The following is a 25,741-nucleotide window of genomic DNA, read 5'->3' as shown; positions in this document are numbered from 1 at the left end:
ATGCACCAATACTAAAAAAAACGAATTAAAGCTCTTACAACGATAATTAGGAAGTGCTGATAAACGTTAATATAACAAGGTTTGAAATTTTTTTTTGCAAATTGAGTGCAAATCTTTTGTCTAAAACGGGGATTAAGCGTAACATAATATGTGTAATAACTACTTAAAAGAAAGAAGGAGAAAAATATGCATTGGTTATGGGTATTAATCGTAGGAGCTATTATCGGTTTGATCGCCGGAGCTATCACAAATAAAGGTGGATCAATGGGTTGGATCGCCAACATCGTTGCAGGTTTAGTAGGTTCAGCTATTGGACAAGCGATCTTAGGTTCTTGGGGTCCATCACTTGCTGGAATGGCAATCGTCCCATCAATTATTGGTGCGGTTATTGTAGTTGCTGTTGTTTCATTCTTCTTAGGACGTTCAAACGGCTAGTCCATTCAGCAATTTTTTACATTCATTTATTTCGGGTAGCAATTACCTCGAATAGACAGGCAAATCCAGAGTTTCTGGGTTTGCCTTTTTTGTATTTTTTAAGGAAGCATAAGCAATCCTTTTGTCAGATTAGAAAATTGTCGTTACACTTGAAGTAGGTCAAAAAAAGAAAGGAAGAGGTTCAATGAAAAAGCAATATGAAACAGCGATGATCAATCGAGGCGGACGTGTCGGAGAGGTTGAAGCACCAAACGGTAGTTTTCACCTGAAAATCGACAAGCCGGGTCTTCATAGTGAAGGGACCAATCCAGAGCAATTATTTGCCGCAGGCTATGCTTCATGCTTCAACGGTGCCGTACAGCATATGCTGAAAGAGCATAACATCGAATCCGAATCCGAAGTTAAAGCAAGAGTGTCTTTGTATCAGCATGAGGACGGTAGTTACCAAATCGGCGTGATTTTAGAAGTATCGTTACCAGGCGTTGAAAAAGCCGAGGCAGAGAAAATCGCAGAAGAAGCCCACGATTTTTGTCCGTATTCTCGGGCCACTCGCGGCAACATTGATGTCGAAGTTCAAGTAGTCTAAGCAGTATTACGAATAGACAAACAATAAGCGGCTGAAAAATCAGCCGACAAGAGGGAATTCATCAAGGAGGCCAATCAATGAGACAAACAGAGAGCTTGCTGCTTTTGGGCGTGTTTGTGGTTGGCCTTTTTGTGGTGTACTGGCTAAAAAAGCACCGACAGGCGCGCCACAACCAAGCACTGGCAGCTCAACTGAAGCGTTATCCCAACGTGCGGCAAGCGTGGCTGGCAGCCGGGGCAAAGAGGGAAGCAGTCCTTTTGGCTCCCGGTTTAAAAGAAGCCACTGCCGCAGTGGCAACGACAGCAACGGCGAAAGCAGAAACGAGGCTGCACAAGCATGCAGATCAATGTCAGGCAATGACCCCACAAGGGTTGGCCGTTTCAGAGGACTATTTGATCATCTCAGCGTATTGTTCGCAGCAGGAACATCACTCACAGCTTTATATAATAGAAAGAACGAGCGGGCGGCATCTGAAAACGGTGGTTCTGCCAAAGCGACCCCATGTCGGTGGCCTAGTCTTTGATCGAGCAACGCAAATGCTGTGGCTAACCATTACAGGGAAAGGAATGGGGCGCGTGGCGTGTGTTTCTCTACAAGCACTGCTGGAAGATGATTCCTTGGCAACCAATCAGCCTATCGCTTATCAGCAAGTCATCGAATTGGCAGGCATCACTCACAGCTCCTATTTGGCAGCCGATAGCGGTGAACTTGTCTCAGGGACCTTTGCCTTGAAACAAGGGGGCGTGGTGGCGAATTATCCGCTGCCTGTTCTTTCAGACAGCGGTCGCAAAGCGTCTCCTCGCATCAAGCCGCGTAAGAGAAGGGTCACCACCACGAAAGTCCAAAGTATCGCCTTTACCACTGAATATATGTTGCTGGCACGTTCATTTGGACCAGGGTCGGCGGAGTTATGGGTCTTTTTAAAGGATGCAACGGTGCTGACCCGCAAACATGCGTTGCGGCGCATCAAGTTTCCCCATTACCTTGAACAGATCGTGGTAGAAAAAGGGCAGCTGTACTGCTTGTTTGAAAGTGGGGCATGGGCGTATCGGCAAAAAGGCGGCAGCATTGATGAAGTCGTGGTATTGGACCTTGCGACCTTGCTCCAGTAAAAGCACTGCTTAAAAAGAAAAAAGACCAGCCTCTTAAGAAGCTGGTCGTAAGTGCAGTGATTATTCCACGATTGCTCGTTGGATATCTAAGACGGTACCTGTATGAGCATCTGCCAAAAATTCATAGGTGACAAGCTGCCCGTCTTCGGTGCGGGTGATGCCGCCAGTATAGCCTTGGGAAGTGATCGCAAATTTGCGCAAAGGTTGTTTTTCGAAATTGATCCAAGAACCTTCGATCGGTCCTTCTTTGATAAACGCCGCTTTTATATTGTCTAAGACATCATCGGCATTCATGGCTTGCCTTTTCTTCAACCAGATCGTTGAAAAAATCCCTCCTGCAAAGCCAAGACCTAAACCGATGGTCAGTCCATTTTTAAAATAATGCAATGGATGATCATTCTCCATCTAATGTCCCTCCTAAAGTAAGTTTTCCCGAATGTTTTGATCTCGGTGAAAGCACAGGTTCTCTTAACAATAGTTTACCATAGTTTAGAAATATTCTATAAGAAAAATAACCAACAATAGAAATTTGCGCTATAATAAAGAATATCAGTAGGAATAAGGAGGAAGAGAGCACATCCGTTGTTTCACCCAAAAATTGCTGGAAAACACAGCAACAGCAAGCGTTGCTTTTTCAAAAAAAGCAGCTTTGTTTCTTTAGGGCAGCAAACAACCGATACGTGTTTCTCGAATGATCATGGAAGAAAAAACATTTCAACGCATCAAAGAACTAACGGAGTTACAAGGAACCAGCGGGTTTGAACACGACGTGCGGGCGTATATGCGTGAAGCGATGACCCCCTTGGTGGACGAGATCCAACAAGACGGCTTAGGCGGCATCTTCGGTTTGCGTCACCACCAAGAAGCAGATGCACCACGAGTGATGGTAGCTGCTCACATGGATGAAGTTGGTTTCTTATTGACGACGATCACCGATCGCGGCTTATTCAAAGTCACTCCTTTGGGCGGATGGAACCCTTATGTGGTTTCTGCTCAACGCTTTACATTGAAAACAGCAAAAGGCGATTATCCATGTGTTTCTTCTTCAGTACCGCCACATTTGTTGCGAGGAAGTAGCGGTCAAAAAAATGTCGAAGTGACAGATATTTTGTTTGATGCTGGTTTTGAATCAAAAGAAGAAGCAGAAAGCTTTGGCGTACGTCCTGGCGATACGATCGTCCCACAAGTGGAAACCATCAAAACAGCCAATGGAAAAAACATCATCTCGAAAGCTTGGGACAACCGTTACGGCTGTGCGGTCGTATTAGAAGCGCTTGAAGCCTTGAAAGAGGAAACGTTAGGCCATACGCTGATTGCTGGTGCCAACGTTCAAGAAGAAGTCGGCTTACGGGGTTCTCGTCCGTCTGTGACAAAATTCAAACCAGACTTGTTCTTTGCAGTAGATTGCTCGCCAGCAGATGACACAGTCACCAAAAATGGTACCTTTGGTCATCTAGGAGCCGGGACTTTGATGCGAATCTATGATCCAGGCATGATCATGTTGCCACGGATGAAAGAATTCTTGTTGGACACAGCAGAAACCAACAACATTCCGTACCAATACTTTGTTTCAAAAGGTGGTACCGACGCTGGTGCGGCACACATGGCAAATGAAGGGATCCCAAGTTCAGTCATCGGTGTTCCTGGACGTTACATCCACACCCACCAAACCCTATTCAGTATCGCTGATTATGAAGCGGCACGGGAAATGGTGATTCAAGTCTTGAAAGGTTTGGATCGTTCAACTGTTGATACGATCTTGGCAGGACAATAAGCGAGAACGAACGAAAGCAAAGAGACAGCCATCCGTTGTCTCTTTTTTTCTGCAGGGCTTTGCAAGATCAGCATGTCAGTTGGTAGTCCCTGAAAGAAAGGTGTATACTGAAAGAAAAGAAAGTGGTGAGCATTTGATTATTCCAAAAGATTTAGCAGAGTTAGCAACATATGTGGAGAAAGGCAAAAATGTCTTCTTTTTTACCGCCGATTGGTGTGGCGATTGTCGATACATCAAACCGCAATTGCCTGAGATCGAAGCGGACTTTCCAGATCTTCAATTTGTCGAAGTCGACCGTGATGAATACATGGATGTAGCGGTTGAATGGAACATTTTTGGTATTCCTAGCCTCGTCGTTATCGAAGACGGCAAGGAGCTGGGACGGTTAGTCAACAAGGATCGCAAAACCAAAGAAGAGATCGAAGCCTTTTTAACCAGCGTACAATCAGCATAGGAGGGGAAAAAGATGGAAGCACAAAGATATCAAAACATTTTAGTAGGGATCGACGGTTCAGATCAAGCGATGTCTGCCTTCAAAAAAGCAGTGGAAGTCGCTCGTCGAAATCAAGGGAAGGTCTATGCCGCAACGATCATCGACCAGCAAGTGCCGACCATGATGGGCTATGCACCTTTGGATAGTTCGATCTTGGAACAAGAAAAAGATACGGCGAAAAATCTGATCGACGACTGCAAAGCTTATGCAAAATCAGTGGATTTTGATCTAGTAGAAGGCATCGTCGCTTACGGCTCCATCAAAGATGCCCTTGCCACTCAATTACCAGACCAATACGACATCGATTTGATCATGGTGGGGCAATCTGGGCTGAACGCAGTGGAACGCTTCATGATGGGGAGTGTCGCCAGCTTCGTTATCCGTGAAGCCCGGTGCGACGTGCTGATCGTATCGCCTGAAGAAACAAAAGCGTAAGGTCATTTTTGAAAAAATAAGCTTGTCGTTGCCGTGTTCTTTTCCATAAAGAAGATGGCAGCAAAAGAAGACAAGGGTTAAAAGAAAGTTCCTGAGAACCAGCGATGTTTCACTTGTTAGCAAAGCATTGTCTTTCGCTGATAAGCTGCAGCTGGTTCTTAGGTTTTTTTGTGCTCGTTTTGAGGTAAAACATCTGTCGCTGCTGTCTTGTTTCGTAGGTAATAGTGCCAAACAGAAGTTTTAAAACCAGCGTTTATCGGCTCGTTAGCAAAGCAGCGTCTTAGCTAATAAGCCGCAGCTGGTTCTTAGTTTTTTCCTGTATACAGTTTTTGGATAACTTATTGTTGCCTTCTTTCGTAGAGAGTAGTTCTACTATCAAGTTCTTTAGAAGCCGCGGGTTCTGCTCCTTCGCCAATTCTCAACCTAAGCCAGCCAGCAGAAGTTGGTTCTCAGGCGTTTTTTGTCTTTGAAAATAAGTAGAATTTCAAGGAAAACAAAGAAATTCCATGACGGATGCCGAAAAATTTGTTAAGATTATGGGCGGAATGTGTAAGTACCTAAGGAGGAAAAAACGTGATTTTTGCTTATAACAAAGAATATGTCAGTGATACACTGCTTGCCATCACAGCAGATGATAAAGGATTAGAACAAACCGTCGAACGCAAAGGCAATGTTGCCCAAATCAAAAATGAAGAAGGCACGATCGTCGGCTGGAACTTTTTTGCGATCTCAGAAGTGATGACGATCGAAGGCCGTGGTCAAGTGACGTTGACGAAAGAACAAATCCAACAATTGAACACCATGATCAAAGAAGCTGGATTCAGCGAAGAACTGCCTGCAGACACAGAACCAAAAATCGTCGTTGGCTATGTGAAGTCTTGTGTGGAACATCCAGACAGCGACCATCTGTCTATCACGGAAACAGAAGTTGGGGATGGGGAAGTCTTGCAAATCGTCTGTGGTGCTGCCAATATCCGTAAAGGCTTGAAAGTCGTTGTCGCAAAACCTGGGGCAATGATGCCAGATGGCTTGATGATTTGGCCGGGGACGCTTCGTGGCGTAGAAAGCTTTGGAATGATCTGCTCTGCTAAAGAACTGCATTTAGAAGGTGCACCAATGAAAAAAGGCATCCTTGAGCTGCCTCAAGATGCCGTTGTAGGTGAAGCTTTTCCAGTCGGTAAAGCCTAAAAAAATGAACTGCCGCTTCCTGTTTTTGCGGCAGTTCATTTTTTGATTGTTTCGATTGGTTTTAGTGATTAGTTGCTGCTGTCTGTTGATTGTTCGTTGATCGACGTATCAACGGAAAGTTTTACTTCTGCTGTTTTTTCTTCATCGCCACGATAGAAGGTTACAGTGATCGTGTCACCGACTTTGTGTTTGTACAACGCAGATTGTAGATCCGTTGTGGTGCTGACTTCTGTGTCATCGATCTTCGTGATAACGTCATATTGTTGCAATCCTGCTTGTTCTGCTGGTGTTGCATTGTTGACGGAGTAGATCACAACGCCTGAAGTTACGGATGAAGGAACTTTCAAGATTTGTTCTTGTTGTTGTGATGTGATGGAACCTAAATCGATCGTTTGGATCCCTAGTGCAGGGCGGACCACTTTGCCGTCTGCTTCTAGTTGATTGATGATTTCAACGACATCGTTACTTGGGATCGCAAAGCCCATCCCTTCGACACTAACACCTGAAGCAGAGCCAGAGGTGCTGGCGATCTTACTTGAGTTGATCCCAATCACTTGGCCATCAACGTTGATCAGTGGACCACCTGAGTTCCCTGGGTTGATCGCAGCATCCGTTTGGATCGCATTGATGCTGATCGTACCACCGGATTCGTTTTGGCTTGTTACTTGACGATTCAAGGAAGAAACGATCCCTTGTGTCACAGAGTTTGCGTAGTCAGAGCCGAGAGGAGAACCGATCGCGATGGCTGGTTCGCCGACTTTCAAGGCACTTGAATCACCAAATGTTGCGGCAGTCGTCACATGCTCTGAAGAGATTTTCAATACAGCTAAGTCTGTGTAAGCGTCAGTACCGACCAATTCAGCTTTGACTTTCGTACCGTCTGCTAAAACAACTTCTAAACCGTCTTGACCTTCTACGACGTGGTTGTTGGTTACAACATAGGCATCGTCGCCATCGATTTTGTAGATGACCCCACTACCTTCAGAAGAAGCTTCTAAAGCACTGTCGTCGTCGCTTTGGCTATCGCCTTCACTTTGTCCGCCTTGCTGACCAAAGAGGCTGTTCCAGTCGTTGCTTTGACTTTGTTGTAGATTAATGATGGAAACGACAGAATCTTGTACTTTTTCAACTGCCTCAGTGACATCGCTAGTCACATCAAGTTTTACATTGGATACTTGGGTTTGTCCGTTAGAATCTTGGACCCCGCTGTTGGTCGTGGTTTCTGGTGTTGAAGTCAAAGAGGAACCCATTGCCAGATACAGACCGCCGAAGGTCAATAAACCGCCGACCATACCGCCTAAAATCCCAATACCTAATCGTTTTAATAAACCAGGAGAAGTTTTCTTACCTGGTGTGACATATTTTCTTGCCATTACTATTTCCCCCTTAATGAATAATTCGTTATAATCAGTATATTCCTTCTATCTGAGATTAGTCTACTAAGAGATTTTGAAAAAAATATGAAGAAGTTGCGTAAGAATCTGTTTCAAACGATGAAATTTTCTTCGCAAAACCCGTTCATTTTTGAATAAAAATAGCAGGCGAAACTGGGGAGAAGCGAAGGTCTTTTTATCCACAGTGTGTGGACAAACTTGAAAGCTTTGGTTGGGTGGATGAAGAAACCCTTCAAGTGTCGCGGTTTTATAGATAGGATAGAAGAATTTCAAAGAAAGTCAAAGTGTGTAAAAGGTTGTGGATAGCATTGTCCACATTTTCATAAAATAAGGGGATAACGAGGAGGAACCTATGAAAATCAAAATCGTCACGGTAGGAAAACTAAAAGAAAAGTACCTCGTTCAAGGAATCAACGAGTACGCCAAACGATTGGGGGCATACGCAAAGCTTGAGTTTGTCGAAGTACCAGATGAAAAAGCACCAGAAACCTTGAGTGAAGCCCAAATGCTGCAGATCAAAGAAAAAGAAGGGCAGCGCATTTTAGCCAAAATCAAAGACACCGAATATGTCTTTGCCTTAGCGATCGAAGGCACTAACCCCACTAGCGAAGCCTTCGCCAAACAAATCGATCAACTCGGCATCCAAGGAAAAAGCCAACTGACCTTCGTCATTGGCGGCTCCCTAGGCTTGAGTCAAGAAGTCATGACCCGTAGTGATGCCAAAATCTCCTTTGGCAAAATGACCTACCCCCACCAACTCATGAAACTGATCTTATTGGAGCAAATCTATCGCGCGTATCGAATCAATACGGGGGCGCCGTATCATAAGTAATAAGAGTATAATCATCAATTGAAGTATAGCTTTTAAATGTAAGTTGAACTATTTATTTAGCTGTAATCTTATAAAAAACCTAATTTACTGAACTATTGTCAAGGCGTATCATGGGTTACATATTATGGAGGAATCGAAATGAGCAGTGATAACCGAATTGTGGAATTATGTGAAGTGGTTTCTGAGCTGATTGAATTTAGTGATTGGTGTTATGAGGAAAATAATGGCAATTATAATGAAGATCGAGCAAAGCGGAATAAGTTTATTACAGGAAAACGGAAGATCGATAGAAATTCTTCCATTATTATAGATGACTTACACTTTGGATGGAATTACAACCAAAATAATGCTGGAAAAAAACTTTGGCCAAAAGGTTTCCTTAATACTGGTTACAATAATATTTCTTACGATCGCAGTGATGAAAATAATAAAAAATTGGTTTTTAGTGTAAATAAAGAGATCAAAAAAGAGATTTATTTATTGTCAGATAGACCTTTTACTTCTGAGATAAAAGAGATAGTTAAAATATTTTGGAGCTTTATGGACAAGGAAAGATCAAAAACTGTAATGACAAAGAGACAAAAATACCTATTAGAGATATCAGATAGACTGATTAAGACTAAAAATGTAATTTTGCGAGGAGCTCCTGGAACAGGGAAAACCTTTATTGCTAATCAAGTTGCTGCAGATATAGTTTCAAATGGTAAAACTACAGAAATGAATGAATTAAATGAAGATGAAAAAAGTAGAATCGGTTTTGTCCAGTTTCATCCAAGTTACGATTACACTGATTTTGTTGAAGGACTGAGACCCTCAACATCAGAAGATGGTGTTGTAAGTTTTACTTTGAAATCTGGGAGTTTTAAATCATTTATAGAAAAAGCGTTGAAACCTAACACGAGCGATAATCAATCTGATTTTGATGAAGCTTGGGAAAAATTTTTCGACACGGTGACGGAAGCGAGTGCTGATGGTGGTTATAATAAACTTAAAACGTTAACTGGAAAACCCGTTCATAATCTGTTTGCTTACGAAAGAAATGAAATTCAAGGAGTATATCCTGAGAATAGGAATATCTACCTGAATCACGATCAAGTCTACAATGTTTACCGAGGTTTACCTGGAACACCTAAAGGGGGATTTGATACTTACCGCAAAGCTATTGTAAAACATTTAAAAGAAGAATTTGGATTGAGAAACTATATAGAATCAAGAAAGGATTCATTTAATAATCAAAATTATGTTTTCATCATTGATGAAATTAATCGTGGTGAAATCTCTAAAATTTTTGGAGAGCTTTTCTTCTCGATAGATCCTGGATATCGTGGGAATACTGCAGGTGTATATACACAGTATGCAAGTATTCATACAAATCCAGAAGAGAAATTTTACATTCCAGATAATGTATATATAATTGGGACGATGAATGATATAGATCGATCTGTAGATACATTCGATTTTGCTATGCGTCGAAGATTTTCGTTTATAGAAATTACGGCTAAAGAGTCAGCAGATAATATGTTATCTCGTCAAGAAACAAAAGAAATTATGATGCGCTTGAATGAAGCAATTGTAAATAGTGAAATAGGTGGGTTGTCGACAGACTATCAGATTGGTGCTAGCTATTTTTTAGGTATAGATTCTGATGAAGAATCTATTGAAGACTTGTGGCAAACAAAACTTTATCCACTATTAAAAGATTACTACCGAGGCGATTATAAAGCTTCTGATAAAATTGAACATTTGACAAAGATATACTTTGGACTTGGTGATTCTGATGAAAATTAAGATGCTTTATGACAATGAAGTGATCAATGATTCATTGACTGAGCACCCGATTATAAAAAAGCTAATTAATCATGATTTGAAAAGTTTAGATAGACAGAAATTCATTATATTTCCTCAACATATCAATGAATCAAATGATTTAAAAGAAGATAATATGATTTTTCAATCAAGAAATGGAAAAATATGGACATGTAATGTTGTAGGCATTTTTAGTGGTTCTAAGGACGAACTTAGAATTAATTCTAGATTTAGTAATAGAACGATTAATGAAGATTACTTTTTGAGATATATGCTCCAAAAAGTTTTAAATTATAATGTGATTGAGGATTCAATAAGCTCATCAGAGAAAATGTCTTACTATAATATGTTAATTTTTTTATTTCCGTACTATCTAGAAGAAGCGATGAGAAAAGGTGTATACAAAGAATATGTTAAACGGCAATATAATAATACTAATATTAGCGGCACTATAGATGTCGCACGTCACGTGCGTTCAAATATTCCTTTTATTGGAAATGTTGCCTATCGTACAAGGGAATTCAGTTACGACAATAAATTGACCCAGCTTGTACGACACACGATTGAGAAAATTCAAAATGAATATCAATATATACTTAATAATAATGATAGTATAAAAAAATATGTGAGCCTAATAAAGCAAACAACTACTACTTATTCTAAACTAAAACGTTTTGAAGTTCTTCAGTCCAATATTATGCATCCGATCCGACACAGTTACTATGCTGAATACGCGGCTCTCCAGAGACTATGCATTCAAATTCTATCGGAAGAAAAATCTGGTTTTGACAGTGATCACCAGCAGATACACGGTATAATTATAGACATATCATGGTTATGGGAAGAATACATTGGGAAAGTTACAGGTTGGAAACACTATGGGAGAAACAAAGAGTTAGCAACTATAAGTCTATTTCAGAATTCAAGACGATCTCCTCGGTATCCAGATTTTTCTGTTGGAAACTTGCCAATTGATACTAAATATAAAAAGAACCTTGATACTAGGAACGATTACAATCAAATGACAACTTATATTCATATCATGAACAAAGAGAAAAAAGGAAAGATAAGGGGTGGTTTTATACAGCCTACCTCAGATGTTAATCCTGAAAAACATGGTTATAAAAAGTTGGGGATTTTGTGTGGTTTTGGCGGAGAAATGTTTACTTATAAGTTCTTTATACCTCAAGAAGCTTCAAGCTATTCTGAATTTTTAAATAGAATAAGAATTGTAGAAGAAGAGCTTAAGAAGGAATTTATATGAACAAGTGAAAACGGACTTTTATTTAGAAGGTAATTGAAGACCTTTATGTTGATGGATGATACAAAAGGAAAAAACATTATCACAATTATCCACCGGTACTACCGGTAAAAAGGAGCAACAATCATGCGAAATATCAAATTAACGATTGAATATGACGGCAAGCGCTACTTAGGGTGGCAACGACTAGGAGATTCTGAAAAAACGATCCAAGAAAAAGTTGAAGGGGTCATCAAATTATTGACGGGAGAAGAAATTGAGATCGTGGGTTCTGGTAGAACCGATGCGGGCACGCATGCTCGAGGACAAGTGGCAAATTTCAAGACGACCCATCAAATGAGTTTGCCAGAGATGCAGCAGTTCTTTAACCGCTATTTGCCGCAAGACATTGTTGTCAACAAGATTGAAGAAGTGCCTGAACGATTCCATGCACGCTATCACGCTAAAGGCAAGCAATACAGCTATTATGTTTGGAACAACGCGATCCCATCGGTCTTTGCTCGCAATACCAGTTTTCATTGCCCGCAGCCCCTTGATTTGGAAAAAATGCAGCAAGCGGCTGAGAAGTTGATCGGCACCCATGATTTTATTGGCTTTTCTGCGTTGAAAAAATCAAAAAAATCAACGGTGCGCACAATCGATAAAATCACTATCACACCAGAAGGCGACCTATTGCGGTTTACCTTCAAAGGCAACGGCTTTTTGCATAAAATGGTCCGAATCTTGACAGGCACACTGATTGCCATTGGCGATGGCACGCTACCGCCAGAAGTGATCGATCAAGTGTTAGCCGATAAAGTACGACAAGCAGCTGGTGAAACAGTGCCTTCTCATGGCTTATTTCTAGATGAGGTGTATTATTAAAAGAAACATGGTAATGGCTATTTAAGGAAAGGAGATCATCTATTGATCACATTAAAATCCCCACGAGAGATCGAACAAATGAAAACTTCTGGTCGTATCTTGGCAAGTATTCACGAGCAGCTACGGGAAAAAATCGTTCCCGGTATCACCACGAACCAAATCAACGCCTTTGTCCATCAACAGATAGAAGCTGCAGGGGCAACAGCCGCGCAAATCGGGTTTGAAGGCTATGAATTTGCGACGTGTATCAGTGTCAATGAAGAGATTTGTCATGGTTTCCCTTCAGAATATGTTTTAGATTCAGGCGATGTCGTCAAAGTCGATTTTTGTGTCGATTACAAAGGAGCAATCTCTGACAGCTGTTGGACATATGCTGTAGGAGAGATTTCGCCAGAACATCAAGCGCTGATGGAAGTAACGAAAGAAGCCTTGATGAGAGGCATCGAGCAAGCACAGGTTGGCAACCGAGTCGGCGATATTGGTTATGCGATCCAAAGCTTCGCTGAAGAAAAAGGTTATGGTGTTGTGCGCGACTTTATTGCTCACGGCATTGGCCCAACCATTCATGAAGAACCATTCTTTCCTCATTTCGGGTTACCTGGCAAAGGAATTCGTTTGAAAGAGGGCATGACGATCACCATCGAACCGATGATCACGACCGGCACTTGGCGCATGAAGATGGACCCAAACGGCTGGACAGCACGCACGATTGATGGGAGCTATTGTGCCCAATATGAACATTCGATCGCCATCACCAAAGAAGGTCCAGTCATCATGACGTTGCAAAAGGAAGAAACGCCAACATCACTTAATGTCTTTGAAAAATAACTGTGTGGAACTTCCGTAACATGAGAATTTCCTACTTCTCTTAAAGGGCATACCTAACTGATGGTACGCCCTTTCGAACTGTGCTTTTTTCAAAAAGACTCATAAAAGAACTCAGTAATCAACGAGTGCTTGTCTATTCATATTGGTATTTTTGATGGAGTCGTTCATATAGTATATCGTGTCCTTAGTTGTTTTGGGGTGATTTAAACAAACTAGAGAATGATCTTTTTTCTACTTAAAATGAAAATGAGATTGGAGAGTCAATTCTGATTCATCAGTCCCATAAATTATAGCGCCTTTTTTATAGATTAAGAAAAGAGGGGCAGAAACTTAAAATTTTGATCTCTATTTTATTAATATTTTCATAGATTATTAGTACTAGCGATCTATGAAAATATATTAACTTAAGTTTACAAATAATAATACTTTATATGTCAAATTTCAATAAAGCATAAAAAGACTAGCCATATAGAGCTAGTCTTTTTTATATCTTATTTCTTGTAACCTTTTCTACTTTTAAATGATAAACCTAACAGACTTAGACTAGCCAAAACAAAACCAATGATTCGTAAACTTTCTTGAAAAGTAAAAGAGTCGGTGTCTCCTGTTTTAGGCATCATTGCTAGGCTTGAAGATTTTAAGAGTGTGGATTTCACGTCATGCCTTGAAGACCTAGTAGGCAGGGGAATCGTCTCTCTATTTACCTGATTTTCTTTTTTTGTTAAAGATTGCGCTGTTTGTTTACTTTCAGATTTCATGAGCGCTGTTTTGAATTGGATTGTTTTAATTGTTTGCTTTTCTTCAGAAGTCTTAGGGACAGGTCGGCTTGTTTTCTGTTCACTTAGTTGTTCCAATTTCATAATTACTGGTTTTTCAATAATTGGTACTCTACTAGCTTGAATAAACTGTTTATGATCAAAAGGGTTTAAATTTTTAGGGATATCTCCATCGATAAGTGATGGCTGTTTTTCGACTAGTACATTAGTTGCAGGAGTAATCTTTTCTGTATTTGTAGAGAATGTATTATCAATTATAGTAGTCGCAAAAGTATTGATTGCTTGCATAGAAAAATTAAAAGTATTCATTTGTGGAAATTTTTTAATAGGAACATTTATTGTCATTTCTACTGGTTGGCTAGGTATCATACTAGGTACTTCTTTTAGCTGTTTATTTATTGGATCCTCGTATTTTTTATTCGGTACTTTTTGCTCAGAGACAGGTTTAACTGGTGCGATATACTCGGCTTTTGTAGGAACAGCAGGAGTAGCAGGAACCAATTGAACCGGTGTATTCGGCTGCAAATCAGGCACGTTTATCACAGGAGTTGCAGGAACAGCTGGCGTATTCGGTACTTTTTGCTCAGAGACAGGTTTAACCGGTGCGATATACTCGGCTTTTGTAGGAACAGCAGGAGTAGCAGGAACCAATTGCACAGGCGTATTCGGCTGCAAATCAGGGACGTTTATCACAGGAGTTGCAGGAACAGCTGGCGTATTCGGTACTTTTTGCTCAGAGACAGGTTTAACCGGTGCGATATACTCAGCTTTTGTAGGAACAGCAGGAGTAGCAGGAACCAATTGAACCGATGCATTCGGCTGCAAATCAGGGACATTTATCACAGGAGTAGCAGGTACAAAGGGCGTATTTGGTACTTTTTGCTCAGAGACAGGTTTAACTGGTGCGATATACTCGGCTTTTGTAGGAACAGCAGGAGTAGCAGGAACCAATTGCACAGGCGTATTCGGCTGCAAATCAGGCACGTTTATCACAGGAGTAGCAGGAACAGCTGGCGTATTCGATACTTTTTGCTCAGAGACAGGTTTAACTGGTGCGATATACTCGGCTTTTGTAGGAACAGCAGGAGTAGCAGGAACCAATTGCACAGGCGTATTCGGCTGCAAATCAGGCACGTTTATCACAGGAGTTGCAGGAACAGCTGGCGTATTCGGTACTTTTTGCTCAGAGACAGGTTTAACCGGTGCGATATACTCGGCTTTTGTAGGAACAGCAGGAGTAGCAGGAACCAATTGAACCGATGCATTCGGCTGCAAATCAGGGACATTTATCACAGGAGTAGCAGGAACAGCTGGCGTATTCGATACTTTTTGCTCAGAGATAGGTTTAGCTGGTGCGATATACTCGGCTTTTGTAGGTACCGATGGTGCAGATGGGGTTTCTTGCTTAATAATCGACGGTGTTTGATTAGGTTCAGCAGGCGTTAAAGACTGCTCAGGTTTTTGCTGACCGGGAGTATTCGGTGGTGTAATGATACCGTTATCCCCTGAAGTTTGGTTATACCATACATTATTATCATTAACCCAAGTTTCACCATTTTCACTGGTGGCTTTTTTTTGTGTTTGATCAGTTGTTACATCAACGCCATTGATGGAGTCTGCATTGGCTTGAGCCTCAGTCGCGATTACGGTAGTTATGCTAGCTAATATGATTGATGTGGCAATGATTTGTTTTTTCATGATTAAAATTTCTCCTCAAATTCGATTTGTGATTGGTTTTTCTCGTAGAAATACAAGTATCTTGTCTAAGAACTTAGAATAAGATAGTCAATCCACGGCAAAATAAAAGACAAATCTCCATGAACACCAGTGAAAATGGAAGTAAATACTGAATGGTATTTAAATTCAATGAATTATTTCATGAAAATTTCTTGATTCTGTCTGACAAAACTTATCATATAAGGTTTTGGCTTATTCTACATAGAAGGTCTTAAATTTAGTACCTCAATGATAATTATGGTGAGTGCTATTATATTATTTATTGAAATTCTTGTTCTAAAACAGCCCATTGTTTCTTCTTTTGTTTCTAGTAATCATATTCTTACTTGTATTCAAAGATAATAAGGACAAAATGGTTAATTAATTTTTCTGAATATGTGTGTACATAAAGATGATTAATATCTCTTTTGTAACTCAATTCCATGAATAACAATAAACTTCCAAAGTCATATGTTTTTTTATAAGTCCTAAATTAAAGACTTTTTTTTCTTTGACCAAATTCAAGAGGTAAAATAAATGGAAATTCGCAGACTGCTTTTAAAATGACAAGTAGAAGAGGAAACATTTTGAATAAACGAATAGGTATTGTGCGGATCTCTTAGAATAAATTTGAAAGGAGATAACAAGTGACAATAAAATCAGCTAACGAATATTTCTTATTTTTCGATGATTTTTTCGAAAAATATAACTATCCATTAATTAACGAGTACTATATAACGACAAAAGAAAATTTCATTAAATTGATTCAGAATATTTCTACCAAAAATGCGTTTGCAACCATCAAAGAATTGGTACGAATCGATGCTAAGTTGCAAATTTTATCTAGTTTAATTGATGACAATATTTTCAAATTATCTGAAACTGAAATAATAAGATTGGCAGAAATAGATAGCGGAACTTACTATGAAGAAATATTCAGGATGGATGGAATGACAAATATTAGTAAGATTCACTCACTTATACTTCTATAAAATAAATGACTTCAGGAGACTGTTCAAAGTGAATTTTATTCAGATAATATAAAATTTTAATATGCGATTTAAATATATATTTACAATAAAAAGACAGGACAGAACTTTACTCTCCTGACCTGACATTTTTATTTATGACGGGTTGCTTTTTTATTATTTATCTCAAAGTTTATTATCTATTGAGCATAATACTTTGAATAAACCTATTTAATGTTAGGGTCCATGATTTACAGTTTGATATTAGAAGAACTAAACAAATTTATGAATTACCTTGATTCACTTTTTCTGTTTGATTCTTATTGGCGTCATCGACAGCTTTTGCTGCATCATCGCTACCTTTTAATGCTTCTACACTATCTTTATTACTGTCAGGAAGCACATTGTGCTCAGACAGGATACTATCAACTGCAGTTTTAAGGGCGCCTAGTTGTTCATCTTTTGCAGCTGCTACGGCACTTCCTTTATCTTCAGCAGTTTTTTTATCAAGAGCTGCACTGGCTTGCGCTTCTGTGACAGCGTTATTGGCATTTGTAAGTTGTGTTCTTAAATCAGTAATTGTGTTATTTGCCGTTTCGAGATTATTTTCGACAGCTTTCTTCTCATTCTCAGCTTTTATTTTATCAGCTTCTGCTTTTGCTTTATCTACTAACGCTGTTGCCAAGTCTGTCTTAGTGCCGCTTAAAGTTCGGGATAAGGCATGAACACCTTGGTAGATAGCTTCTGTAGTTGCCGTGGAGTCACGATAAAGTGCAGTGCTGGCTGCAAATGTTGTAACACTCCCGAATATTGTACAAAGTAAGCCAGTGGCTATTAAAGATTTTGATAATTGCTTTTTTTTCATGTTCTAAATTCTCCATTTATTTATTTTGTTGCAAAATCTATTTTAGGTTATTTTAGGTTCAAATTACCTAAAAAGACAGATATTTCATACTTCAAAAAAGTAAAATATAGGTATATATAATATAAATAATGATTTATCTATATGATCGTATGTTTCATTTTTAGCAAGCACGATATTGCTGGGAAAATTAGTTGTCCTTGGTATAGTATCAGTCTTTCTCAATCTTCCTGGTATTCAATATGAATATGTTATAATTAAAATACAAAACTTTACAAAATTTTGTATGAAACAGAAAATTAGTATGTATATTTATTTTTCCCGAGAAGGCTACCATGTTTGAATAGTTTTAAAATAATAATCAGATAAAAATAAGGAGGTTGGGTAAATATGAAAAAACAATCAGCTAATTTCTTGTTATTGACTACTATAGGAATTGCTTTGATTTATCAAATTTTATCTTTTATAAATTTTCCCGAGCTACTTCATGTCGTTTTTGGAACGGTTTGGAATTTAGTATTTGCCTTTATTGCCGGGTATTGTTTATTAAGAAAGGACTTTCTAAATCAGTTCAAGCACTTCAACTTTAAATCATTCGCCTGGGGATTACCTCTTGTTTTGTTTTCTGGAATGCTTTTTTCATTCCTCTATTCATTAATTTTTGGGCAACCTACGCCGAATGCGATTAATGATACACTTTCAGTAAAAATGATTTTGTTTCAAGTGCCCTTTATGCTGATGGGAGAAGAACTATTAAGTACAAATATCCTAATCGCTCTTCAGAAAAAAGGCCTTTCTTTTTTCTGGTCAACAATTATCTGCAGCATTCTTTTTGCATTCTGGCACATTCCTGCGTATGGATTTCACCCTATACAATTAATATTCACCCTAGCACCGGCTAGGTTAGCACTAAACTATGTATGGAAGAAATCATCTAGTGTTTGGGTGAGTTGGATCTGTCATTTTATCTATGACTCGCTAGGCTTTATTATCTTTTTTCTCAAATAGTGTTTTTTTAATTCCTATATTGATATATAGACGAATAAGAGAATTAGCAAGAACTTGCTAGTTCTCTTTTTTTCTATTTATATAAAGAACCTTATTGTTCAATACATGACTCGTAATAGTTATAAAAAAATTATTGTTTCGAATTTTTCGGTCTCATATTTCATACCTGATGATCCAAAAAAAGAAAGATTACTATAATAAGAAATGTAAGAAGTTTTTTAATACAATCTTATGATAGGAGGATAATAAATGTATGGAGAAACGTTAAGGAAAATTCGTCTGAAAAAAGGGTTAACTCAAAAAGAAGTGTATGAAAACATCATATCAAAATCATATGCAGTAGAATTCGAAAAAGGAAAGCATCAAATTTCTACTTATATATTGCTTGAAATTTTACAGAATCTATCTATAGAAATAGACGAATTTTTATTTATTGCTAATAACTATAATATGAACGAAAAAACGTATTATGATTATACGTACAGTAAGTTAGCCAACAAGCATGATATTGAAGGTCTAGAAGATTTATTAAAAACATTAAAAAGTAGGGAAGGTAGATTAAATGATATTAGAATAGCTGAAGTAAGGTCTCGTCTCCGAATTTTACGAAATTTCAGAGACAATGGTGTTTATGATACAAATGTGATTTTACAAGAAGATAGACAGACTATTTTAACCTACCTAATTGAGAGGGAAAGTTGGACACTTCAAGAAATTAAGCTTTTCGCTAATACGATAGATTTGTTAGACAATGAATCAATATTTATTCTTTTTAAAAGAGTTTCTCGTGTGCTTGAATATTATGCCGATCTAGAGAAGGGGAAAGAAATATATTGCGCATTGATTATAAATTTATTGGAATATACATTTAAGAAAAAGCAATACGACTATACAGAAATATTACTTATCCAATTGGATCTTTTATCATCCAACTATAAAGAGTTTTTTTTTAGAACCGTTTATAATTTTTTTGAGGGACTCTTGGTAATGAAAAAACTTGATCAAGAAAAGGGAAGAGCTATTGCAGAAAATATGTTAGATATTATGAAAAAATTAAACCAAGAACCACTAGCGAAGTTGTACGCCCTTTTATTGATTTAACGGATTTTTTCATAGATGATAATAAATCCATTACTTGTTAAACTGAACCAATCATTTAAATAAATTAAAAAGCAGGAGGAATATAAAATGAAACAATTTGGCAGTTCAATTTTCTTTTTTTTATTAGCAGTAGTGCTCTTTATGGTTAGTAACTTGGTAGGGTCGCATCTGGACTCAAGAGGATTTGTTGTAGAGCCAGCATTCTTTTGTATACCACTAGGATATTTATCAATCTTTATTTCAATTTCTATAACTACTACTAAGCTATTAATAAATAAATTAAAGACTAAATGATACAGATGAGATGTTTTTCACGATTAGGACTTCTTGTTTTTAATCTAAACGAAAGAAAAAGAGGAGCGAATGAGATGTATCCAAGTCATTCACTCCTCTTTTTCTTTCATCTTATAGGTTAAGTCACTATAATGATCAGAAAACAAATTGTATAATAAGATCAAATATTATTTTAAAGAAATTTAATGAATAATATGCTAGCATACATATTTCTTTGTTGATATGGATGAGAGAATCTTGAATGTGAGAGGAGTACTATATGTACGGAGAAACTATAAGGGAAATAAGATTAAAAAAAGGATTTAGCCAGAAAGATGTATATGGAAATATTATATCTAAATCATATGCTATTGAATTTGAAAAAGGAAAACATCAAATATCAGCCAATATACTGATGCAAATATTAGACAATATTTCTATGGACATTGATGAATTTATGTTTATTTCTAATGGATACCAATTAAATGAACAGAATAACTATAATTATATTTATAATAAACTGGCGAACAATCAAGATATCAAAGGACTCAAACATCTTTTAGAAGATCTGCAAGTAAAATCCGGCAAGTTAAATGGAATTAGAATTGCTGAGGTCAGATCTCGGATACGTCTCTTAGAATATTTTGAAGAGTATGGGGAATATAATACCAAAGTAGTTTTAGAAGCTGATAGACATACCATTTTAACCTATCTGATCGATGTGGAAAGTTGGTCTCTGCAAGAAATTCAACTATTTACGAATACACTCGAATTTTTAGATAGTGAAATTATTCTAGTTTTTTTTAAAAGAGTTTCAAAATTGATGGAACGTTATGTGAAACTTGAAAAAGGAAGAGAAATATATTGTGTTTTGTTGATCAACCTAATTGAATATACATTTAAAAGGCAGCAGTATGACTATACAGAAGTATTATTAACACAGCTCGATTTACTATCAACCGATTATAAAGAATTTTTTCACCGAACGGTATATAAGTTTTTTAGCGGGTTACTATTAATAAAAAGAGGGCCTGAGCAAGAGGGAAGAGATCTTACACAAAAAATGCTTCAGATAATGAGAGATTTAAATCAAGACTCTTTAGCTGAGCTTTATTCACAATTAGTTTCATAATTATATAGGGCATGTAGTTTTCGATTGTGCATCTATTTAAAAGTAGATATTAAGACTTAAATTAGAAAGCTATTTAAGTTTTAAAATACTATGGTTTATTTTTCATTCTAAATATGTTTACTAATTTGAATTAGATGGTCAAATTAGATGAATTTGCCCAAATAGGAAGCTGAAGGTATTTAAAGAGAATTATGATTTATATTAATTAAAGGGATAATAACTATAAACATAGTTGTCAATAACTTATTTGGGGAATGAATATTTATATAGAAATTGTTGGGAAGTCCATTATATCGGACTTTTTTTATTTTCTTCTTAAATAGCCTTATTATAAGATTTACATTGTAAGGAAAGAGGAAATCAAATGGAAGAATTAACATATAAAACATACCGATGCGGATCCCTTAAGTTCAAAAGCCCAATCGATCAGAAACGTCAGAAAGAAATTGAGAGAAAATGTAATCGACAAGAGGTTCAAAAGTTAGCACAGATACTCTTGAAGCAAGAGTTATTATTAATAGGAAATTAATCTATGAAAAAATCAACTCTTTCATCTGTGATTGTATCTGGTATAACTTGCGCATTGGTAATTTTATTTGGCTATGTCTTGGCAAAATCGGAGCACCCAATAAATCGGTTTGTCGAGGCGATGAAGGAACCAACGTTTATGGAGTCTATTGGGAGTACCGAACAATCAGGAAGGAGCACAAGCGAAACTATGGCGCCATCTACATCGGAGCCGCAATGGTATAACCAAGCAGAAAGTTTGATATCGGATTTTCATGAACGGATGACTTTGGCACAAAACCAAAACACTACTTTCAATATTGGCGCCACTGTCGACGAGTTAGAACATGCTATTCAACTGATGGCACGGTCTAATCAAGATAGTGGCATGTTATTAATCTATTCTAGGTAAATATTATATGACCACGGCTACCCTACAGATAATCCAAATTTTGTTGAAGACTTAATAACAAGAGCATTTCATAGTGCTGGGTGGCAAGTTGCGCCTAATGAAGAAGGTTTCACCGAATCAAGCAACTAATCATAGTATGATATTATACAATTTTGATTTTTAAGAATGCGACAGAGTCTAATTTATGTATTTTGTTCTTGTTGTGAGATAATATTGGTACAATATTATTGAGGATCAGAAACTTAATAATTTTTGATCCTTTTTCTATTCTTCATTTCAAAATTCCTTTAGTAGCTCAATTAGTTAGGATAGAAAGATCCTAATTTAGGACAGCAGAGTAAACTTTTAAGAACAATTCTTTTTAAATGAATTTAGGTGCTTCGACAAAAGGATAATTATGTATATACTCCGTCGTGATATATCTTATACTATGTATATATAGAAAGAGGTGTCGCGCATGGAAATGTTACCTATAAAAAAATGGGGCAATAGTAACGGTCTTAGATTGCCAAAGTACATTATGGAGTATCTTGGCATTCATACTGATGACAAAGTGAAGATAATACAAGAAGAAGTAAACGGGCATAAGCGACTAATCATCGAAGCGGCAAATTCAGAAAACGAGTTAACGATTGAAAAGTTATTTGAAAATTACACTGCTGAGAGAAATCAGGAGGAAATTCAACATTTAGGTGAAGCAATAGGAAATGAAAAATGGTAAGAAAACCTAGATAAGGTGATATTTTGTTGTTGGATACAGCTCCTCGTTCTGGACATGAACAAACGGAAAAAAGGCCCTATATTGTTTTAAGTCATGACATGATTGCAGATTATAGTAACGTTGCCACCATTGCTCCGATTTCTAGTACAAGTAGAAACTATTCGTTATACGTAAGTATTGATCCAGATTATGGCATGAAAACAACAGGAAAAGTATTGCTAGATCAATTAACGACAATTGATTATGAGGCCAGAGCGTGTGTTTTTTTGGAAAAAGCGCATGAGAGATTGGTTGAGGAGTTATTGATGAAAGTTAGAACAATATTTCAAAAAGTAAGTAAATAAAAACAACATGATCATCTTATCTATGTTGACCATGCTGTTTTCTTTTATTCTATAGACAGTGTGTCCGTAAACTTATACTCCTTTGTAATCTTTGAGATAGCAACGCCATTCTCAAAATCCTGAACGATTTATACGCTAACCTATACAAAAGCCAAAAACGTTCGAGACATTCTCTCGAACGTTTTTTGGGCATCAAATTGGGCGAATCGGCGAAACTATGGTACAGTGCAACCAAACAAGGAGTGAGAGCCGCTCCTTCATGAGACAAAGGGGCAATGGTGATGAAGCAAACAACGATGGCGTGGCTGTCAGAAATCTATAATTTGATCTTGCATCCTGGCACGAGACAGTGGGAACGAGAACAACTGGTGCAAGCAAAAAATACACTGGAAACTCAGCTGGCGACCAAACAAAAAGCAGGCAAACACGAAAAGGAATCGTTAAATAGCCTTGAAGACCAACAGACCAGACGGGTTTTGGAAAAACTAGAAGCGTCGTTGCGTCCTTTGGCACTGAGAAACAATCTGACCCCGAATGTCGCCGAGTTTTATCAAACAATCAGCCAGCCAGCACCGAAAAAGGCAAGGAATGAAGAAACAAGCAAAGCCCAACCAGCAGAAGTTTCCGTGGAGCCGACCGAAACAGGTGGAAAAGCACAAGAAGTGGCTATTTTTGCTGGCGGCTGCTTTTGGTGTATGGTAGAGCCTTTTGAAGACCAGCCGGGCATTCTTTCCGTTTTGTCGGGGTATACTGGGGGAACAGTCCCGAATCCGACGTATGATCAAGTACTAAGTGGAACAACAGGGCATGTCGAAGCAGTAGAGATCATTTTTGATCCCAAAATCATCACCTATCAGGACTTGTTACAGTTGTATTGGCAAGTGACAGACCCGACAGATGCTTTCGGACAATTTCAAGATCGCGGCAATTTTTATCGTCCAATCATTTTCTGTACGACTGCTGAGCAAGAAGTGCTTGCGCAACGAGCCAAAAAGGAACTAGCACAATCTGGTTATTATCAGCAACCCATCGTGACCGAGATCCGCATGGCTGCACCCTTTTGGCCAGCGGAAAACTACCATCAAGAATTTTACAAGAAGCAGCCCAAGCGCTACCAGCGGATCAAGCGAGCGCGCAAGCAACTGATGCTTTTTTATAAACTGAAACGCTGGACAAACCGAGGGGAAAAACGATCATAGGCAGAAGATACATCAAAAAAAGCGGGGCTCCGAGAAAAGACCAGAGGATCAAATGAAGGCTCTTTTCTCCACAAGCCGCGCTTTTTTCTGCGCGTTTAGCCAATTGGATAAAAAACGTAGATTTATTTTAGAATAATGTCCAAAGAAAGCGTTAACAACAAGAATTATAATAGAGAAAGAAAAAGTGGCGAAAAAGGTCGAAAAAGCAGGTGTCTTTTGCTTGATTCCTTTCTTCGAGGAAAGAAGGTGGGAAACACCAGAGAATAATCAGCGGAAAAATCAATCAGCAACACCCCATAGCAACACAACATTTATTATATGAAGATTCATATAAGTTAGGAGAAATGTGATGAAAAAAAAGGGAACGTTCGTCTCACTGTTTATGGCTCTCATTCTTTTTATCTTTTCAGAAAGAACAGTGTTTGCGGCAGAAGCGATCAATGAGATCGTTGCACCAACTGGAGTCAAAGCATTTTTAGTACTGATTCCGTTAGTGTTAGTACTGGTTTTACTCTTTAAAAAAGTAGATATGATCATTGCTGGCTTGATTGCTGGGATATTGGCGATGATTATTGGCGGGATCAGTTTAGCTGAAGCCAATTCGCAACTGTTGGAAGCTATTCCGACGATGTTAAGTATTACGGTGCCAATCATCAATTCCGCTGTAGCGATGGCGGTCTTCAAAGCCGGTAGTTATACGGCAGCCTTAACCTTAGCCAAAAGAGGGACCAAAGGAAAAGTGGAATATGTGGCTGGTTTTATTGTCATCTTATTGGCAGCAGCGACTTATATGTCTGGGATCGGCGGCGGGAGTGCAATGGTGATCGCACCGTTAGCATTTGCGGCAGTTGGGGTGGTACCCGAATTGATCGCAGCGATGTCGTTGGCAGCAGCGGTCTCCTTTACGACTTCTCCTGCCTCTTTGGAATCTAGTATCGTGTCTGAACTAGGCGGCTTTAGTGTCGCTTCTTATGTCGATCAAATGCGCCCATTTTGGTTGTTATTCGTTGGTTTGGCGATTTTATTGGCATTCTTCGGGACCAAGCGTCGTCATCTGGGCTTCAAAGAATCAGCCAATCAAGAGTATGAGAACAAAAGCAATGGCGAGTTGTTCAAAACGACACTGCCTGCGATCTTCTTGCTTTTTGCGGTCATCTTTGGTCCGTTGATCAATGACCTGATCGGCTTTGTCCTCTTTACACCGCTAGTTTATATGGTGGTCACGTTGGCGTTGATTTTTGTTTGTACCGACTTTTCGATGAATCAATCGGTGGAAGCGATGGTGGACGGATCCACGTATATTTTGACCCGCTTGTTCCAAGTGGGGATCTTTTTAGCCTTCATCAACGTAATCGCTGAAACTGGGACGTTTGCTGTAATTGCAGGTGCGGCACAAAATGCCCCCGCAGCGATCGTCGTTCCCGTGGCGATCTTGACGGGTGTCTTGATTGGGATTCCCGCAGGTGCCTATGTCGGCTCCGTTTTAACATTAGTGCTACCAGTTGCCGTTTCATTAGGCTTCCCAGTCTTAGCTCTTGGCTTTGTAACGATGGGGGTTGGCCTCGGCAGTCAAATGAGTTTCGTCAACATTACGATGCAAGCTTTATCTTCTGGTTTCCAAATTCCGATTCTGGCTGTAGTCAAAGGAAACGTGAAGTGGTTGAGTTTAGCAGCCGTATTATTATTAGTCATCGGCTTAGTGTTTGGCTGATGG

The 25,741-nt window shown here is 38.6% G+C and carries 27 protein-coding genes; 23 read left to right on the top strand and 4 right to left on the bottom strand.

What is annotated here, in order from left to right; all coding sequences use genetic code 11:
- The first annotated feature begins 186 nt into the window (after window positions 1–186).
- The 3 genes from IGI94_RS11490 to IGI94_RS11480 all read left to right on the top strand — a co-directional run bounded on the left by IGI94_RS11490 (window position 187) and on the right by IGI94_RS11480 (window position 2,133).
- A complete protein-coding gene (locus IGI94_RS11490) occupies window positions 187–435 on the top strand; it encodes a GlsB/YeaQ/YmgE family stress response membrane protein (protein WP_005225422.1) in 249 nt (82 codons plus the stop codon).
- A 184-nt stretch (window positions 436–619) separates the two neighbouring features.
- The gene (locus tag IGI94_RS11485; protein WP_005225423.1) at window positions 620–1,021 is read left to right on the top strand and encodes an Ohr family peroxiredoxin; all 402 of its coding nucleotides are present in this window, start codon (window positions 620–622) and stop codon (window positions 1,019–1,021) included.
- 77 nt (window positions 1,022–1,098) lie between these two features.
- Window positions 1,099–2,133, top strand: a complete 1,035-nt coding sequence (locus tag IGI94_RS11480; protein ID WP_087627107.1) for a hypothetical protein — start codon at window positions 1,099–1,101, stop codon at window positions 2,131–2,133.
- Window positions 2,134–2,193: 60 nt separating this feature from the next.
- Here IGI94_RS11480 and IGI94_RS11475 read toward each other — a convergent pair whose 3' ends face one another.
- On the bottom strand, window positions 2,194–2,538 hold the full coding sequence (locus IGI94_RS11475) for a hypothetical protein (protein WP_115232055.1): 345 nt from the start codon (window positions 2,536–2,538) through the stop codon (window positions 2,194–2,196).
- A gap of 292 nt (window positions 2,539–2,830) precedes the next feature.
- Here IGI94_RS11475 and pepA point away from each other — a divergent pair, with 292 nt between their 5' ends.
- From pepA to ytpR, 4 genes are all read left to right on the top strand, one after another.
- Window positions 2,831–3,907: a glutamyl aminopeptidase gene (pepA, locus tag IGI94_RS11470; RefSeq protein WP_034870266.1), complete on the top strand. Its 1,077-nt coding sequence runs from the start codon at window positions 2,831–2,833 to the stop codon at window positions 3,905–3,907.
- A gap of 133 nt (window positions 3,908–4,040) precedes the next feature.
- Entirely contained in the window at window positions 4,041–4,361 is a 321-nt protein-coding gene (locus tag IGI94_RS11465; protein WP_016613643.1) for a thioredoxin family protein, read from the top strand.
- A 12-nt stretch (window positions 4,362–4,373) separates the two neighbouring features.
- Window positions 4,374–4,835, top strand: coding sequence for a universal stress protein (locus tag IGI94_RS11460; protein ID WP_005225429.1), 462 nt, complete (start codon window positions 4,374–4,376; stop codon window positions 4,833–4,835).
- A 573-nt stretch (window positions 4,836–5,408) separates the two neighbouring features.
- On the top strand, window positions 5,409–6,023 hold the full coding sequence (ytpR, locus tag IGI94_RS11455; RefSeq protein WP_005225431.1) for a YtpR family tRNA-binding protein: 615 nt from the start codon (window positions 5,409–5,411) through the stop codon (window positions 6,021–6,023).
- A 68-nt stretch (window positions 6,024–6,091) separates the two neighbouring features.
- Here the strand turns inward: ytpR and IGI94_RS11450 are convergent, their stop codons facing one another.
- On the bottom strand, window positions 6,092–7,396 hold the full coding sequence (locus tag IGI94_RS11450; RefSeq protein WP_010747716.1) for a S1C family serine protease: 1,305 nt from the start codon (window positions 7,394–7,396) through the stop codon (window positions 6,092–6,094).
- A 373-nt stretch (window positions 7,397–7,769) separates the two neighbouring features.
- Between IGI94_RS11450 and rlmH the strand changes: the two genes are divergently transcribed.
- The 5 genes from rlmH (at window position 7,770) to map (ending at window position 13,008) form a co-directional block, all read left to right on the top strand.
- Entirely contained in the window at window positions 7,770–8,249 is a 480-nt protein-coding gene (rlmH, locus tag IGI94_RS11445; protein ID WP_008379108.1) for a 23S rRNA (pseudouridine(1915)-N(3))-methyltransferase RlmH, read from the top strand.
- A gap of 138 nt (window positions 8,250–8,387) precedes the next feature.
- Entirely contained in the window at window positions 8,388–10,037 is a 1,650-nt protein-coding gene (locus tag IGI94_RS11440; protein WP_438899789.1) for an McrB family protein, read from the top strand.
- The gene (locus tag IGI94_RS11435; protein WP_438899788.1) at window positions 10,027–11,319 is read left to right on the top strand and encodes a 5-methylcytosine restriction system specificity protein McrC; all 1,293 of its coding nucleotides are present in this window, start codon (window positions 10,027–10,029) and stop codon (window positions 11,317–11,319) included. Before IGI94_RS11440 ends, IGI94_RS11435 begins: the two co-directional genes overlap by 11 nt.
- 123 nt (window positions 11,320–11,442) lie before the next feature.
- Window positions 11,443–12,180 carry a tRNA pseudouridine(38-40) synthase TruA gene (gene truA, locus IGI94_RS11430; RefSeq protein ID WP_438899787.1) on the top strand — a complete coding sequence of 246 codons (738 nt, stop codon included), beginning with the start codon at window positions 11,443–11,445 and terminating at the stop codon, window positions 12,178–12,180.
- Between the two features lie 42 nt (window positions 12,181–12,222).
- Entirely contained in the window at window positions 12,223–13,008 is a 786-nt protein-coding gene (gene map / locus IGI94_RS11425; RefSeq protein ID WP_438899786.1) for a type I methionyl aminopeptidase, read from the top strand.
- A 491-nt stretch (window positions 13,009–13,499) separates the two neighbouring features.
- On the opposite strand, the gene IGI94_RS11420 is transcribed toward map, so the two are convergent.
- Window positions 13,500–15,482 (bottom strand): hypothetical protein, encoded by a 1,983-nt coding sequence (locus tag IGI94_RS11420; RefSeq protein WP_438899785.1) that lies wholly within the window; start codon window positions 15,480–15,482, stop codon window positions 13,500–13,502.
- Between the two features lie 665 nt (window positions 15,483–16,147).
- On the opposite strand from IGI94_RS11420, the gene IGI94_RS11415 reads away from it, so the two are divergent.
- The gene (locus tag IGI94_RS11415) at window positions 16,148–16,492 is read left to right on the top strand and encodes a DUF7006 family protein (RefSeq protein ID WP_005234616.1); all 345 of its coding nucleotides are present in this window, start codon (window positions 16,148–16,150) and stop codon (window positions 16,490–16,492) included.
- 259 nt (window positions 16,493–16,751) lie between these two features.
- Here the strand turns inward: IGI94_RS11415 and IGI94_RS11410 are convergent, their stop codons facing one another.
- On the bottom strand, window positions 16,752–17,333 hold the full coding sequence (locus tag IGI94_RS11410) for a hypothetical protein (RefSeq protein WP_005234617.1): 582 nt from the start codon (window positions 17,331–17,333) through the stop codon (window positions 16,752–16,754).
- A gap of 387 nt (window positions 17,334–17,720) precedes the next feature.
- Here IGI94_RS11410 and IGI94_RS11405 point away from each other — a divergent pair, with 387 nt between their 5' ends.
- The 10 genes from IGI94_RS11405 (at window position 17,721) to IGI94_RS11360 (ending at window position 25,738) form a co-directional block, all read left to right on the top strand.
- Complete coding sequence (locus tag IGI94_RS11405) at window positions 17,721–18,338, top strand: CPBP family intramembrane glutamic endopeptidase (RefSeq protein ID WP_438899784.1); 618 nt, start codon at window positions 17,721–17,723, stop codon at window positions 18,336–18,338.
- A gap of 249 nt (window positions 18,339–18,587) precedes the next feature.
- Window positions 18,588–19,439, top strand: coding sequence for a helix-turn-helix domain-containing protein (locus tag IGI94_RS11400; protein WP_430615477.1), 852 nt, complete (start codon window positions 18,588–18,590; stop codon window positions 19,437–19,439).
- Window positions 19,440–19,526: 87 nt separating this feature from the next.
- Entirely contained in the window at window positions 19,527–19,733 is a 207-nt protein-coding gene (locus tag IGI94_RS11395; RefSeq protein WP_438771756.1) for a DUF3955 domain-containing protein, read from the top strand.
- A 259-nt stretch (window positions 19,734–19,992) separates the two neighbouring features.
- A complete protein-coding gene (locus tag IGI94_RS11390; protein WP_034878435.1) occupies window positions 19,993–20,844 on the top strand; it encodes an Rgg/GadR/MutR family transcriptional regulator in 852 nt (283 codons plus the stop codon).
- A 364-nt stretch (window positions 20,845–21,208) separates the two neighbouring features.
- On the top strand, window positions 21,209–21,373 hold the full coding sequence (locus tag IGI94_RS11385) for a hypothetical protein (protein WP_194188423.1): 165 nt from the start codon (window positions 21,209–21,211) through the stop codon (window positions 21,371–21,373).
- 3 nt (window positions 21,374–21,376) lie between these two features.
- Window positions 21,377–21,763 carry a hypothetical protein gene (locus tag IGI94_RS11380; RefSeq protein WP_087664983.1) on the top strand — a complete coding sequence of 129 codons (387 nt, stop codon included), beginning with the start codon at window positions 21,377–21,379 and terminating at the stop codon, window positions 21,761–21,763.
- 457 nt (window positions 21,764–22,220) lie between these two features.
- Entirely contained in the window at window positions 22,221–22,484 is a 264-nt protein-coding gene (locus IGI94_RS11375) for an AbrB/MazE/SpoVT family DNA-binding domain-containing protein (RefSeq protein WP_438899783.1), read from the top strand.
- A 20-nt stretch (window positions 22,485–22,504) separates the two neighbouring features.
- Complete coding sequence (locus IGI94_RS11370; protein WP_438899990.1) at window positions 22,505–22,828, top strand: type II toxin-antitoxin system PemK/MazF family toxin; 324 nt, start codon at window positions 22,505–22,507, stop codon at window positions 22,826–22,828.
- Between the two features lie 275 nt (window positions 22,829–23,103).
- Window positions 23,104–24,027 (top strand): peptide-methionine (S)-S-oxide reductase MsrA, encoded by a 924-nt coding sequence (gene msrA, locus IGI94_RS11365; protein WP_438899782.1) that lies wholly within the window; start codon window positions 23,104–23,106, stop codon window positions 24,025–24,027.
- Window positions 24,028–24,376: 349 nt separating this feature from the next.
- On the top strand, window positions 24,377–25,738 hold the full coding sequence (locus tag IGI94_RS11360; RefSeq protein ID WP_430615468.1) for a citrate transporter: 1,362 nt from the start codon (window positions 24,377–24,379) through the stop codon (window positions 25,736–25,738).
- Window positions 25,739–25,741: the final 3 nt, after the last annotated feature.

This window comes from Enterococcus sp. AZ149, assembly GCF_051714285.1.
GTDB classification, from domain to species: domain Bacteria; phylum Bacillota; class Bacilli; order Lactobacillales; family Enterococcaceae; genus Enterococcus_D; species Enterococcus_D entomosocium.
Note: the sequence above shows the minus strand (reverse complement) of the source record. Positions and strands in the feature narration are given on the sequence as shown.